General features: G+C 60.5%; 11 protein-coding genes. 5 read left to right on the top strand and 6 right to left on the bottom strand.

Going from position 1 to position 13,640, the window contains the following annotated elements:
* Positions 1-26: 26 nt before the first annotated feature.
* A complete protein-coding gene (locus C3F38_RS23265; protein WP_019456034.1) occupies positions 27-779 on the bottom strand; it encodes a M48 family metallopeptidase in 753 nt (250 codons plus the stop codon).
* A gap of 238 nt (positions 780-1,017) precedes the next feature.
* Between C3F38_RS23265 and tkt the strand changes: the two genes are divergently transcribed.
* Positions 1,018-3,012 carry a transketolase gene (gene tkt, locus C3F38_RS23260; protein WP_049274185.1) on the top strand — a complete coding sequence of 665 codons (1,995 nt, stop codon included), beginning with the start codon at positions 1,018-1,020 and terminating at the stop codon, positions 3,010-3,012.
* A gap of 69 nt (positions 3,013-3,081) precedes the next feature.
* Here tkt and brnQ read toward each other — a convergent pair whose 3' ends face one another.
* From brnQ to C3F38_RS23245, 3 genes are all read right to left on the bottom strand, one after another.
* Positions 3,082-4,404 carry a branched-chain amino acid transport system II carrier protein gene (gene brnQ / locus C3F38_RS23255; RefSeq protein WP_055317619.1) on the bottom strand — a complete coding sequence of 441 codons (1,323 nt, stop codon included), beginning with the start codon at positions 4,402-4,404 and terminating at the stop codon, positions 3,082-3,084.
* 212 nt (positions 4,405-4,616) lie between these two features.
* Complete coding sequence (locus C3F38_RS23250; RefSeq protein ID WP_038871106.1) at positions 4,617-5,498, bottom strand: 2OG-Fe dioxygenase family protein; 882 nt, start codon at positions 5,496-5,498, stop codon at positions 4,617-4,619.
* 30 nt (positions 5,499-5,528) lie between these two features.
* Entirely contained in the window at positions 5,529-5,861 is a 333-nt protein-coding gene (locus tag C3F38_RS23245) for a tRNA-binding protein (protein ID WP_038871108.1), read from the bottom strand.
* 292 nt (positions 5,862-6,153) lie between these two features.
* Here C3F38_RS23245 and C3F38_RS23240 point away from each other — a divergent pair, with 292 nt between their 5' ends.
* Positions 6,154-7,071 carry a DMT family transporter gene (locus tag C3F38_RS23240; protein WP_047729886.1) on the top strand — a complete coding sequence of 306 codons (918 nt, stop codon included), beginning with the start codon at positions 6,154-6,156 and terminating at the stop codon, positions 7,069-7,071.
* Positions 7,072-7,121: 50 nt separating this feature from the next.
* Here the strand turns inward: C3F38_RS23240 and C3F38_RS23235 are convergent, their stop codons facing one another.
* A complete protein-coding gene (locus tag C3F38_RS23235) occupies positions 7,122-8,327 on the bottom strand; it encodes an ISL3 family transposase (RefSeq protein ID WP_104456927.1) in 1,206 nt (401 codons plus the stop codon).
* A 294-nt stretch (positions 8,328-8,621) separates the two neighbouring features.
* Here C3F38_RS23235 and C3F38_RS23230 point away from each other — a divergent pair, with 294 nt between their 5' ends.
* The 3 genes from C3F38_RS23230 to C3F38_RS23220 all read left to right on the top strand — a co-directional run bounded on the left by C3F38_RS23230 (position 8,622) and on the right by C3F38_RS23220 (position 12,621).
* Positions 8,622-9,710 (top strand): ABC transporter substrate-binding protein, encoded by a 1,089-nt coding sequence (locus C3F38_RS23230; protein ID WP_055317703.1) that lies wholly within the window; start codon positions 8,622-8,624, stop codon positions 9,708-9,710.
* Between the two features lie 78 nt (positions 9,711-9,788).
* Entirely contained in the window at positions 9,789-11,558 is a 1,770-nt protein-coding gene (locus tag C3F38_RS23225) for an iron ABC transporter permease (protein WP_004931567.1), read from the top strand.
* A complete protein-coding gene (locus tag C3F38_RS23220) occupies positions 11,551-12,621 on the top strand; it encodes an ABC transporter ATP-binding protein (protein ID WP_103767500.1) in 1,071 nt (356 codons plus the stop codon). The genes C3F38_RS23225 and C3F38_RS23220 overlap by 8 nt, the downstream gene beginning before the upstream one ends.
* A gap of 30 nt (positions 12,622-12,651) precedes the next feature.
* Here C3F38_RS23220 and C3F38_RS23215 read toward each other — a convergent pair whose 3' ends face one another.
* Complete coding sequence (locus C3F38_RS23215) at positions 12,652-13,617, bottom strand: PDR/VanB family oxidoreductase (RefSeq protein ID WP_038871117.1); 966 nt, start codon at positions 13,615-13,617, stop codon at positions 12,652-12,654.
* Between the last annotated feature and the right edge of the window lie 23 nt (positions 13,618-13,640).

The raw sequence follows: 13,640 nt of genomic DNA, 5'->3' as shown, positions 1-13,640 counted from the left end.
CCGGCGATTGCCGGGCGTTTTCGTGGTTATTTCTCTGCCGCGATGCGATCGCGGATGTGCTGCGCACGCGCTTGGGAAGAAGGGTGGTCGTCGAACAGGCTGCTCTGGCGGCCGGCTTCCATCTGGGCCAGCTTCTCGAAGCTGGTGGCCAGGCCGTTCGGATCGATGCCGCGCTTTTTCAGCAGATCGAACGAGTAATCATCCGCTTCGCTTTCCTGCTTCTGTGAAAACTGGGCGCTGACCAGCTTCTCGCCGATGTCCGCCAGCTGCGACTGCGACAGCGAGCCGATGACGCCGCCGGCGGAGGACGCCGCGGTGCGCAGCGCCACGGTGCCGTAAGCTACCTGCATCGCCTTGCGGGTGTGGCCCAGCGCCACGTGGCCCATTTCATGGCCCAGCACGCCTTCCACTTCGTTGTCGTTCATCATGTCCATCAGGCCGCTGTAGACGCGGATGCAGCCGTTGGCCATCGCCCAGGCGTTGACGTCTTTGGTCACGTAGACCTTGTAGTTGGCCGGGGTGCCGTTGATGTTGTCGCCCAGCGCCGCGGCGATTTTGTTGAGACGCTTGGCGTAGGTGCTGTCGGCCGGCGCGATTTGTGCCTTGCTGTCCATCTCGGCACAGGATTTATCACTCAGGGCCTTAACGTCGTTGTTGCTCAGGGTCGCCGCCTGGAACGCCTGGGCGCCGGACTGCATCAAGGTTTCGGTATTCAGGTTTTGACAGCCGGTTGCCAAGGTGGCAATGCCCAACGCAATCAAAGAGGTACGGATCTTCATAACGCCATCTTCCTGTGAAGGTAACAAGGTAAAAGAATCATTTTGCTTGGAGGAAATCTTGTCGCAAGAGCCTAGTGTACGTCAGACGGGGCGAGAATAGTGTTATTCCGAAAAAGCGTCCAATCGTGCTAATAAGTGGTGAACTCGCTCTCATTTGGCATTAGGGATTGCCGTTGTGATGTGGAGTCTGAGAAAATAGGGAACTTGACTGCTTTTTTTATCCGACCTGGAGTAAAACATGTCCTCTCGTAAAGAGCTTGCCAACGCCATCCGCGCACTCAGCATGGACGCCGTACAAAAAGCAAATTCCGGCCACCCGGGTGCCCCTATGGGCATGGCGGACATCGCCGAAGTCCTGTGGCGTGACTACCTCAACCACAACCCGACTAACCCGCACTGGGCTGACCGCGACCGTTTCGTGCTCTCCAACGGCCACGGCTCCATGTTGATTTACAGCCTCCTGCACCTCACCGGCTATGACTTGCCGATGCGCGAGCTGGAAAACTTCCGTCAGCTGCACTCCAAGACCCCAGGGCACCCGGAGTACGGCTACACCCCAGGCGTTGAAACCACCACCGGCCCGCTGGGCCAGGGCATCGCCAACGCCGTCGGCTTCGCCATCGCCGAACGCACCCTGGCGGCGCAGTTCAACCGCCCGGGCCACGACATCGTTGACCACCACACCTACGCCTTCATGGGCGACGGCTGCATGATGGAAGGCATCTCGCACGAAGTCTGCTCTCTGGCCGGTACCCTCAAGCTCGGCAAGCTGACCGCTTTCTACGATGACAACGGCATCTCCATCGACGGCCACGTCGACGGCTGGTTCACCGACGACACCGCCCTGCGTTTCGAAGCCTACGGCTGGCACGTGGTGCGCAACGTTGACGGCCACAACCCGGATGCCATCAAGGCCGCGATTGAAGAAGCGCGCAAGGTGACCGACAAGCCGTCGCTGCTGATGTGCAAGACCGTTATCGGCTTCGGTTCGCCGAACAAGGCCGGCACCCATGACGTGCACGGCGCCGCGCTGGGCGCAGCCGAAGTGGCCGCCACCCGCGAAGCGCTGGGCTGGAAATACGCCGCCTTTGAAATCCCGCAGGACATCTACGCCCAGTGGGACGCCAAAGAAGCCGGTCAGGCTAAAGAAGCGGCCTGGAACGACAAGTTCGCCGCCTACGCCAAGGCCTTCCCGGAGCAGGCTGCCGAGTTCAAGCGCCGCATGAACGGCGAGCTGCCGGCCGACTGGAAAGCCGACGCCAAAGCGTTCGTGGAAAAACTGCAGGCCAACCCGGCCAACATCGCCAGCCGCAAGGCGTCGCAGAACGCGCTGGAAGCGTTCGGCAAGGTGCTGCCGGAGTTCCTGGGCGGCTCTGCCGACCTGGCACCGAGCAACCTGACGATGTGGTCCGGCTCGAAAGCGCTGAACGTTGACCCGGCGGGCAACTACATTCATTACGGCGTGCGCGAGTTCGGCATGACCGCCATCACCAACGGCATCGCGCTGCACGGCGGCTTCCTGCCGTACTCGGCGACCTTCCTGATGTTTGTAGAATACGCCCGCAACGCGGTGCGCATGGCGGCGCTGATGAAGCTGCGCAACGTGTTCGTCTACACCCACGACTCCATCGGTCTGGGCGAAGACGGCCCGACCCACCAGCCGGTGGAGCAGCTGGCGAGCCTGCGCGTGACCCCGAACATGAGCACCTGGCGCCCGTGTGACCAGGTGGAGTCGGCGGTGGCGTGGCAGTACGGCATCGAGCGCAACGACGGCCCGACCACGCTGGTGTTCTCGCGCCAGAATCTGACCCAGCAGCCGCGCACTGCAGAGCAGCTGGCGAACGTGTACCGCGGCGGCTACGTGCTGAAAGACTGCGCGGGCACGCCGGACGTCATCCTGATTGCCACCGGCTCCGAAGTGGGCATCACGGTGGAAGCGGCGGACAAGCTGACCGCGGCGGGCCGCAAGGTGCGCGTGGTGTCGATGCCGTCGACCGACGCGTTCGACAAGCAGGATGCGGCGTACCGGGAGTCGGTGTTGCCGGCGGCGGTAACGGCGCGCGTGGCGGTGGAAGCGGGTATCGCGGACTACTGGTACAAGTACGTGGGCCTGAACGGCGCCATCGTGGGCATGACCACCTTCGGTGAGTCGGCGCCGGCGGAGCAGCTGTTCGCCGAGTTCGGCTTCACCGTGGACAACGTGGTGGCCAAGGCGCAGGCGCTGCTGAAGTAAGCGGCCTGGCGCAAGCCGATAAAAAAGCCGGTCATCGTGACCGGCTTTTTTTATGGGCGTAACCCGCGCTTACGACGCGGCGTTGGCGCTTTCGACGCTGCGCAACCGGTCATAAGCCGCCGCCAGCAACAGCACCAGCAGCGTAGGCTGCAGCCAGACCAGACCCTGTTCGGCCAGCGGCAGCTTATCGAACCAGACGGGCAGCAGGCCGCTGAAGCTGGAGGCCTTCAGGCCGTCGGCGAGGCCAAACACCAGGCTGGTGGCGATCACCGGCGCGAAGACGCGCTTGGCGCTGCGCCAGCGGTTCTGGCTGAAGCTGAGCAACACCAGCGCGATGCAAGGTGGATAGATCGCCGTCAGCACCGGCAGCGAGACGCGGATTAGGTTGGTCAGCCCCATGTTGGAGACCAGCATGGCGAAGAGGGCGAGGATAACCACCAGCGTGCGGTAAGAGAGCGGCAGGTAGCGAGAGAAGAAGTCCGCGCAGGCGCAGGTCATGCCGACCGCCGTCACCAGGCAGGCGATGAACATCAGCACCGCCATAAAGACGCTGCCCAGATCGCCGAAGGTGTGTTGCACATAAGCGTGCAGGATTGCCGCGCCATCCTGAGCGCCACTCTCGACCAGGCTGCCGCTGCCGGCGCCGAGTTTGAACATGCAGATATAGACCAGCGTCAGGCCGACGCCGGCGATCAGGCTGGCCCACAGGGTGTAGCGCAGCAGCAGGCCGCTGTCGCTGACGCCACGCGAGCGGGCGGCGGTGACGATAATCGAGCCGAACATCAGCGCCGACAGCGTGTCCATGGTTTGATAACCCTGCACGAAGCCGGTGGAAAACGCCGATGCCTGATAGCTGCCAACGGCGGAGACCGGTTCACCGGCGGGCCAAACCAGGGCGGCGATGCCGAGCGCGGCCAGCGCCAGGATTTTCAGCGGCGCCAGAATATGGCCGACGTTATCAAGCAACCGGCCGGGATACAGCGAGACGATCATCGCCAGGCTAAAGAACAGCAGGCTGTAGATGAACTGCGGTAGGGCGCCGTCGCCGGTGAAGGGCGCGATGCCGAGGGCGAAAGAGACATTGGCGGTTCGCGGCGTGGCGAACAGCGGGCCGAGCGCCAGATAGCAGACGGTCGCCAACAGCAGACCGGCGGTGCGGCCGATGGGGCCGGTCAGCAGGCTGATGCTGCCGCCGACGCGCGCCAGCGCGATCACGGCGATCACCGGCAAGGCGACGGCGGTCACCATAAACCCGAGGGCGGCCGGCCACAGATGCTCGCCGGACTGCAGCCCCACCAGCGGGGGGAAAATGATGTTGCCGGCGCCGACAAACAGGGCGAAGGTCATAAAGCCCAGGGCGATAATGTCTTTCGGGGATAAATTCTTGGTCATAACGGTATGGCACTGCCTGTATTCATGAAATAAACGGCCTGCTGCGGAATGGATAACTGCAGAGGGCAGGCGCAGAGGGCAGCGAGCGCCCGCAAAATTTTCGTCCGGCAGGATATAATAATTCGGCGACAAAAACCTGATTAATCCAGCGCTGTTTATCCTGGCGTGAACCGGCCGCACAGAGGGATCATGGCGGCCGGCCCGGCGGCGCGTTAGCTCGCGCGCGCCACCATGTCTATCGACAGCGGGATTTCGATATGCGGTTTGAAAGAGTCATACGCGAAAGAGACGTGGCCGTCTTCGACCGGTTTGCGGGTGAAAAAGATCAGCATATCGCGGGTCGAATGCCGGCGTTTGTCCTGCGCTTCCACCGGTGAGAGGCTGTGTTTGCGTTCATGATCGACAATCAGCAGGGTATCGAGGAAATGCCGATGCTGTATTTCGCCCAAAATCCATTCTGGCCGGGCCCGATCGAATTTGATCCCGCTGGTTTCGCGCATATCGTGAATAAAGGTCTTGGCGCTGTCGTCGGTCATGTTGTCGCAGCCGAGGAAGGTCGTCATGGTGTGGTCGACGCCGTCGCTGTGCACGCCTTCCAGCGCCGGTTCGCCCAGCATCTGCGGCGTGGTGACGGTGCGCAGGTTGAACACCGTGCAGACGAACTTGTTGATCTCCTGATTAAGCCGAGCGCGCGGCGTCACGCTCACGCCATCGATCACGTAGGCTTTGAATTTCATCAGCGCCTGGAATGCCGTATTCAACTGCAGATCGTCGTTGATGCCGCGAAAGTGGCGCACCTTTCCCGAATCGTAACGGATGAAGTCTTCCTCGACTGAGAGCACGAAGGGCTGGAACTCCAGCCGCTCAATCTGGGCGCGATCGAAGTCGAAACAGAAGCGGCCGTTTCTGGACTTGCGGAAAGGCAGCGTGGGATCGTCCGCCAGATTGCCGCTGACCTGCTGCAGCTTGGCGAAATCTTCCGGCCGCGCACCCAGCGCCAGCAGGATCGCTTGCATGGTGGCGCCGGGGATAAAGGCTGAACGGTGTTCCTGATACGCCTTCTTAACTTCATCAAGCAGGGATAACTGTCGCATTTCTCGGGGGCCTCACGAATGATGTGGCGATTATAAAATCTTGCTGCCGATCTCCACGTCGAAATCGGTTTTCAGCAAGACGGTGCCTTGATCCCGGGTGACCGCAGCAAGTACCAGCACTTCGGATTTAAATCCAGCAACCCGCCTGGCGGGGAAATTAACGACGGAGATGACTTTTTTGCCGAGCAGATCATCTTTCTGATAGTTTTCGCATAATTGCGCCGAGCTGTTTTTAATGCCAATTTCTTCGCCGAAATCAATGCGCAGCTTATAGGCGGGCTTTAACGCCTTGTCGTTATATTCCACGGAAATAATTTCGCCAATACGCATATCCAGTTTCATAAAATCAGTGATTTCGGCCATAAGTCAGTCCAGTTAATTAAGTGGCTTCAGGAAGGCTAGCAAAGGGGAATTATTCCGACAACGCCGCCAGGAGGGGAATAGTTATACCGGATGTAGCAATTAATTTACATTGTCGTAACGGGGTGAGATTAATTATAAGCTTGGTGAATTATATAAAATTGAAACGTCATTATTTCCCGCAAGTGTGTTCATTACGCAGGCTTGGGGGGCCGGTGTCGGTGCTGTTAAGCCAGTGTTAAATTGGTTAGTATGTTCCGCATTAACTCATCAGCCGCATTTTTCAGGTAGTGATATGGAAATAACTCAGCGCGAAAAACGCGATCGGCGAAAGGCATTTATCGCGCCGTTTTTCCTGATATTAATATGGTCGACCGGCTTTATTGCCGCGCGGGCGGTGGCGGATCATGCCGATCCCAACCTTTTCCTGACTTTTCGCTTTTTGATCGCCGCTGCGGTATTCGCCCTGCTGGCGCTGCATTGCGCCTGGCCCAAGGGGCGACAGTTCGTGATGCACCTGCTGACCGGCATGCTGATGAACGGCGTTTACCTCGCCGCAAGCTGGTGGGCGGTGGCGAACGGCCTGGCGGCCGGGGTGATGTCGCTCATTGGCGGATTGCAGCCGCTGTTCACCGCGCTGATTTTCGCGCTGGTGCTGCGCAAATCGATAGGGTTGCGTTCCTGGGCCGGGCTGGCGGTCGGTTTTATCGGCGTTGCGCTGGTGCTCTCCCCTCGGCTGACCGGTATCGACGTCGGCAATATGGCGCTGTTGCCGATCCTGATGGGCTTTGGCAGCATCGTCGCGCTGACGATCGGCATCATGGTGCAGAAGTCTTCGCTGGCGGCGGCCGATCTGCGGGCGGCAGGCGCCATTCAGCACCTCGGCGCCGCGATCGTGACCGGCGTGCTGGCGGCCGTGATGGGCTCCGGCGCCTGGGACAATTCGCCGACGCTGTGGTTCTCGCTGCTGTGGTCGGCCGGCGTGTTGTCGCTGGGCGGCACCGCGCTGTTTATCTGGATGGTGCGCCACGGCGATTTGACTCGCATTACCGCGCTGATGCTGCTGGTGCCGCCGGCGGCGGCGCTGCAGGCGTACATGCTGTTTGGCGAGGCGCTGTCGCTACTGCAGTTGGCGGGATTTGTGCTGACGCTGCTGGGGGTCGCCATCGTACAGCGAATTCGCCTGCTGCGGCGCTCTCGCCTGGCCGAATAGTCTGCAACAGGAAGTGCCGTAGAGCCCGCGCTGCCGGGCTTTTTTATGGTTCATCGCGCTTTACCGGGGAACGCTGCTTTGATTTTCAGGAAGAAGTAAGCGTTATCCCGGTATCCATAGGCCATCCGCTTCATCACTTTTATCTTATTGTTCATCCCTTCCAGCACGCTGGTATTCAACCTGTGTCTGGCACTCGCGATGATGCCACCGGCATACCCTTTCAGTTTCTCGGCGAAGTGTTGCAACGCCTTGATTCCGCTTTCCTGAGACTGCCTGTACCAGCTTACCCAGCGTCTCTGCGCCTCTTGTTCACTCGGGGCGTACCACAGTTCTTTCAGCGCTGTTTTCATCAGCCAGACCACATTCAACGGCTGATTCGCCTCCAGCAACTCCGTGAGCTTTACCTCATGCCCTTCGGGCAGGTTTTCGGGGTTGCGCAGCAGCAGCCAGCGGCTGCGTTTGATGACCTGACGCGATTTTGGGTTATCACGGAGTTGATTGGCCTGGTCGACGCGGACCCGGTCGATAACCTCCCGGCCATACTTTGCCACCACATGGAACAAGTCATAGATCACTTCCGCCTGCGGGCAGTGATGCCTGACCTCCAGGTCTAACGCCGTATTCATATCCATGGCGACAGACTGGATAGCGGCACAGCCTTCAGCGCCCAGCCAGACGAAGAAGGGGCGGAAGGCCGCTCTGCTGCGGCCTTCGCCCACCCACAACACCTGTTGCGTATCCGCATCCATCACCACGGTGGCATAACGATGTCCTTTGAACAGGGCGAACTCATCCATCACCAGACGGCGGAGGGTATGGCGCTGCGGCTCTGTCCGTTCCCGCAGCAGACGCCGGTAGTCGATATTCTTGACCGTATGCCAGTGCAGGCCGGTGAGTTGTGCAACGTGCTTAATCGGCAGTAAACGGACCAGTGACTCAACCCATACGGATAGCGTCGTGGTATATCTCTGGCGTTCAGGCAACCAGCTGATTTTTTCGGTGGTGACCCCGCAATGGGGGCAACACAGGCGCCGGACGGGGACGTTGAGCCAGACGACCCAATCGAGCAGCTGGCGTTCACGCACTCGGCGGAAGGAAACATCATGCACAACAGGCACCCGCCGTTCACAGCGCCGGCAACAGGGCATGACGGCAGAATCAGGCTGGAGCTGGATAAGCAGGGAGTTGGCAGAAGGATGCGAGAAGGAATTGACGATAAAGCCTTCCCAGAACAGGGAGCAAAGGTTAGCATTCATAGTGACGGCAGTTTTGAAGGTTTAGGGTGTGTTTTGGCGAATACAAACCTAAACGTTCTGACTGCCGTTTTCTATTGGTTCACGCTAAAGCGCGATGAACCTTTTTTATTGGCTGAAAAATGGCCAACATCACAAAACCGAAAGATAACAAAGCAACGCCGTTGCCTCGTCACACTTATTAACTATATGTTAATTTTTGGTTTATTAAATGTGACAAAGCAACGCCGTTGCCTCGTCACACTTATTAACTATATGTTAATTTTTGGTTTATTAAATGTGATCAGGGGATGGATGATGATGAAAAAAATCAGCGCTACCGTAGCTGCAATCACCTTACTGGGCTCCGTTTCCGCCTATGCGGCCTTCCCGGCGGGCTACCCCGCCGACTATCAGAAACGGGTCGACGGCGCGAAGAAAGAAGGCAAGGTGGTGATTTACTCGACCACCGACACCAAGGCGGCGGCGCCGCTGATCCAGGGGTTCGAGGCGTTGTATCCGGGCATCAAGGTGGAATACAACGACATGAACAGTACCGAACTGTATAACCGCTTCATCAGCGAGCAGGCGGCCGGCGGCACCAGCGGCGACGTGGTGTGGAGCTCGTCGATGGACACCATTTTGAAACTGGCGGGCGATTACGCACAGGAATACGCCTCCCCCGAGCAGGCTAAGCTGCCGAAATGGGCGGTATGGCAAGATAAGGTGTATGGCACCACCTATGAGCCGGTGGTGTTTATCTATAACAAACGCCTGATCCCGCAAGGCGATGTGCCGGATTCGCACGCGGCGCTGGCTAAACTGATCGCCGGCCAGACGGACAAATTCAAGAAGAAAGTCACCACGTACGACATCGAAAAATCCGGCGTCGGCTTCATGCTGTCGGTGCAGGACTTCAAGGCCGATCCTAACTACTTCAAAACGCTGGCCGACGTGGCCAAGGGTGGGCTGGCGGTACAATCCTCCACCGGCACCATGATGGAGCGCGTCTCCTCCGGTGAAAACCTGATCGGCTTCAATATCCTCGGTTCGTACGCCGAGGCCCGCGCCAAGAGCGATCCGTCGCTCGGCATCGTCTATCCGAAAGACTATACCCTGGTGCTGTCGCGCGTGAGCTTCATCAGCAAAGAGGCCGGCAACCCTAACGCCGCCAAGCTGTGGTTCGACTACGTGCTGTCGGAGAAAGGGCAAAATATTCTCGCCAATCAGGCGGATATCCCCTCGATCCGCAACGACATCGAAGGCAAGAACGACATTGACGGCATGACCAAGCTGCTGGGCAACGCGCTCAAGCCGATTCCGGTCGATGACAGCCTGCTGGAATACCTGCAGCCGGCCAAACGCCTCGACTACATCAAACAATGGCGCGCCGCCGCGGCGAAATAACAGGGACTGCATTCGGACGCGCGCCTGCCTTAGCGGCGCGCGCCCTTTGGTCGGCGTTTACAACCATAGGGAGCATTTATGCAAGCATGGCGCAGAAAGTGGCAGAGCCTGCCGCGCGGCCTGGTGGTGTTGATAACCGCACTGGTTATCTATGTCCCCCTGTCGTTTATCATCATTCAAAGCTTCCTCTCGGCACCGTTCTTCTCTCCCTCCAAGGTCTTCAGCCTGGAGGCCTTCGAGTTCATCTTTACCGATCCTGATTTCTACAAGGCGCTGAAGAGCGGCTTTATTCTGGCATTCGGGCTGGTGATCATCGCCATCCCGCTCGGCGGCATTTTGGCCTTCCTGATGGTGCGCACCGATCTGCCGGGGCGGCGGATCATCGAGCCGCTGATTCTGGTGCCGATCTTCGTGTCGCCGATGGTGCTGGGCTTCGGCTACGTGGTGGCGGCGGGGCCGGTGGGTTTCTTCTCGCTGTGGGCGGAGGCGCTGCTGGGCTTCGTGCCGTGGAATATCTATTCGATGGCCAGCATCGTGGTGATTGCCGGATTGACGCACGTACCCCACGCGTATCTGTATATCTCCTCGGCGCTGCGCAGCGTGGGCTCCGACGTTGAAGAAGCGGCGCGCACCGCCGGCGCCACGCCGCTGCAGGTCATGACCGCCGTCAGTCTGCCGATGGTGCGGCCGTCTATCCTGTATGCCGGAGTGCTGCTGTTCTTCCTCGGGCTGGAAGTGTTCGGCCTGATGCTGGTGCTGGGGGATCCGGAGGGCAACCTGGTGCTGGCGACCTACCTGTACCAGTTGACCAACAAGCTGGGCACGCCGTCTTACCACCTGATGGCGGCGGTGGCGGTGGTGCTGATCTGCATCACCATTCCGCTGGTGATGCTGCAGCGCCGGCTGATGCGTACCGCCAACCGCTTCGTCACCGTCAAGGGCAAAGCCTCGCAGGCCCGTGCGCTGCCGCTGGGCAAATGGCGCTGGGTGGCCGGCGCGGTGGTGGTGTTTTGGCTGACCGTCACCATCGGCGTGCCGCTGATCGGCGTGGTGCTGCGCGCCTTTATCTCCAACTGGGGCGTGGGCGTGTCTGTTTGGGACGAGCTGTCGATCAACACCTTCCGCACCATCTGGGCGCAGCCCAACCTGCTGCGCGCCATCGTCAACTCAATGGCGATTGGGGTGATCGGCGGGGCGTTGGCGGTGGCGTGCTACCTGTTTATCGGCATCGCCATGCACCGCAAGCCGGATGGCGCCACGCGCTTCCTCGACTACAGCGTGCTGGTACCGCGCGCGGTGCCGGGGCTGCTGGCCGGTCTGGCATTCCTGTGGGTGTTTCTGTTCCTGCCGATGTGGCTGGACAAATCGCTCAAGGAGGGCTGGCTGTCGGCGCTGCCGATGGCCGAGTGGCTGCGTGCTAACTGGATTGTCTGGCTGCGTTCGCTGCGCAGCACCATCTTCAGCGTCTGGCTGGCGTATACCGTGGTGTGGATGGCTTACGGCCTGCGGCTGATCTCTTCCACGCTGCTGCAGGTGGGGCCGGAGCTGGAGGAGGCGGCGCGCAGCGCCGGCGCCAGCCGCGGCCAGATCACCCGCCACGTCACCATTCCGCTGTCGCGTTACGGTCTTATCGGCTCTTGGCTGCTGATGTTCCTGATCTTTGAGCGCGAATATTCTACCGGGGTGTATCTGCTGTCTCCGGGCACGGAAACCATCGGCTCGATGCTGGTTTCCCTGTGGGCCGCGGGCGCTATCGATATCGTCGCCGCGCTGTCGTTCATCAATATCCTGCTGGTGGTGCTGGGGTTGGGGATCGCCTTGCGCTTTGGAGTGAAACTACATGATTGAACTTTCGGTAGAGAATCTGCATTTGACCTATGGCGACAACCCGGTGCTGAAAGGGGTGTCGATGGAGCTGAAACGGGGCGAAGTGGTCTCGCTGCTGGGCCCGTCGGGCAGCGGAAAAACCACGCTGCTGCGGGCGGTGGCCGGGCTGGAGAAACCAAGCCAGGGGCGGATCGTCATCGGCAACAGCGCGGTGTACAACGGCAGCGCGCGCAGCGAAATTCCCGCCGAAGAGCGCAACCTGGGGCTGGTGTTTCAGTCCTACGCGCTGTGGCCGCATAAAACGGTGTTTGAGAACGTCGCTTACCCGCTGAAGCTGCGTAAGATCGCCTCGGCGGAAATCGCCCAGCGGGTGCAGGCGGTGCTGGATCAGCTCGGGTTGGGGCATCTGGCCAAGCGCCATTCGCATCAGCTTTCCGGCGGCCAGCAGCAGCGCGTGGCGATTGGGCGTGCGCTGGTCTACAACCCGCCGGTGATCCTGCTGGACGAGCCGCTGTCCAACCTTGACGCCAAGCTGCGCGAAGAGGCGCGGGTATTCCTGCGCGAGTTGATCATCAAGCTCGGTCTGTCGGCGCTGATGGTGACCCACGATCAGAATGAGGCGATGGCCATCTCCGATCGCATCTTGCTGCTCAATAACGGCAAAATCGAACAGCAGGGTACGCCGCAGGAGATGTACGGTTCACCCACCACGCTGTTCACCGCCGAGTTCATGGGCAGCAACAACCGCTTGCCGGGCAAGATCGTGGCGCTGGAAGGCGATCGGGCGCGCATCGAAGGCAAGGACTGGGCGCTGTGGGGCAAAGCGGGCGAAGGCGTGCAGGTTGGCCAGGAGGGCTCGGCGGTGATCCGCGTGGAGCGCGTGCGGTTGGGCGAAGATCCGCAGGGCAACCAGCTTGAGCTGCCGCTGTTGACCAGCATGTATCTCGGCGATCGCTGGGAGTACCTGTTCCGCACCGTGGCCGAGGATTTCGTGGTGCGCGCCTATGGCCACGAAGCGCGCGATCGGGCGCTGTGCCGGCTCTCCCTGCCGGCCGATCATCTGTGGATATTCCCGAAAGCCTAGTCAGGACGCCCGCAGGCGCGAGCGCTCCGTTTACAGATCCAGCACCAGCCGATTGCCTTTGGCGCGCGAGCAGCAGATCAACAGAGTTTGCTGCGCCGCGCGCTCTTCGTCACTGAGATACTGATCGCGGTGATCGGCTTCCCCTTCGACGATGCGGGTTTCGCAGGTGCCGCAAATGCCTTCGCGGCACAGGCACTCGACCTTGGCCGCTTTGCTGTTTTCCAGCGCCTGCAGGATGGTCATGTCTTCCGCCACTTCAAGCTCAATACCTGACCGGGCCAGCACCAGCGTAAAGGCGCCGCCCGCCGTGTCTTCGGCGGCGAAGGCTTCGCTGTGCAAGCGACCGGGGGCGATGCCCAGTTCGGCGGCGGTTCGGTAAACCGCCTCGTTCAGCGCCGCCGGGCCGCAGACGTAGATATGTGCGCCGGGCTCCACGTCGGCCAGCGTGCGCGCCAGATCCAACCGGCCGTTAAGACTGGAGACATGGCAACTGACGTTGTCGGTGAACGGCGCTTGCGTCAGCTGCTGCTGGAAGGCGTTGTGTTCCTCGCTGTGGAAGCAGTAGTGCAGATGATAGCGTTGCCCGCTGCGCTGCAGCTCGTGCAGATGAGCCATAAACGGCGTGATGCCGATGCCGCCGGCGATCAGCACGTGATGCTGCGCCTCCGGCGCCAGCGCGAACAGGTTATTGGGGGTGCTGATGGTCAGCGTATCGCCGATCGCCAGCCGATCGTGCATGAAGTCGGAACCGCCTTTGGAAGGGGACTCGCGGCGCACGGCGATCTGGTAACGGTCGAGCTCGAACGGTGAGCTCAGCAGCGAATAGGCGTTGCTGTAACGCTGCTCGCCGTCCTGCATTTGCACGATGATGTGGCTGCCGCCGCTGAAGGCGGGCAGCGGCCGGCCTTGCGGATCCGCCAGGGTAAAGCGCTTGACCTGCGCGGTGACGGGTTCGATGTCGACGACGCGAACATCAAGCATCTGATAGCTGGTCATTCATTGGCTCCAAAGCGCGGGCG

It is taken from the genome of Serratia sp. SSNIH1 (genome assembly GCF_002935055.1).
Lineage (GTDB): Bacteria > Pseudomonadota > Gammaproteobacteria > Enterobacterales > Enterobacteriaceae > Serratia > Serratia nevei.
This window is presented reverse-complemented; position numbering and strand designations above follow the sequence as displayed.

Excerpts from the sequence above, each read along its gene's own strand:
- C3F38_RS23250 (WP_038871106.1), bottom strand. The coding sequence starts at position 5,498 with ATGCGACAGTTATCCCTGCTTGATGAAGTTAAGAAGGCGTATCAGGAA.
- C3F38_RS23240 (WP_047729886.1), top strand. The coding sequence starts at position 6,154 with ATGGAAATAACTCAGCGCGAAAAACGCGATCGGCGAAAGGCATTTATC.
- C3F38_RS23215 (WP_038871117.1), bottom strand. The coding sequence starts at position 13,617 with ATGACCAGCTATCAGATGCTTGATGTTCGCGTCGTCGACATCGAACCC.
- C3F38_RS23225 (WP_004931567.1), top strand. The coding sequence starts at position 9,789 with ATGCAAGCATGGCGCAGAAAGTGGCAGAGCCTGCCGCGCGGCCTGGTG.
- C3F38_RS23230 (WP_055317703.1), top strand. The coding sequence starts at position 8,622 with ATGATGAAAAAAATCAGCGCTACCGTAGCTGCAATCACCTTACTGGGC.
- C3F38_RS23245 (WP_038871108.1), bottom strand. The coding sequence starts at position 5,861 with ATGGCCGAAATCACTGATTTTATGAAACTGGATATGCGTATTGGCGAA.
- C3F38_RS23220 (WP_103767500.1), top strand. The coding sequence starts at position 11,551 with ATGATTGAACTTTCGGTAGAGAATCTGCATTTGACCTATGGCGACAAC.
- brnQ (WP_055317619.1), bottom strand. The coding sequence starts at position 4,404 with ATGACCAAGAATTTATCCCCGAAAGACATTATCGCCCTGGGCTTTATG.
- tkt (WP_049274185.1), top strand. The coding sequence starts at position 1,018 with ATGTCCTCTCGTAAAGAGCTTGCCAACGCCATCCGCGCACTCAGCATG.
- C3F38_RS23265 (WP_019456034.1), bottom strand. The coding sequence starts at position 779 with ATGAAGATCCGTACCTCTTTGATTGCGTTGGGCATTGCCACCTTGGCA.
- C3F38_RS23235 (WP_104456927.1), bottom strand. The coding sequence starts at position 8,327 with ATGAATGCTAACCTTTGCTCCCTGTTCTGGGAAGGCTTTATCGTCAAT.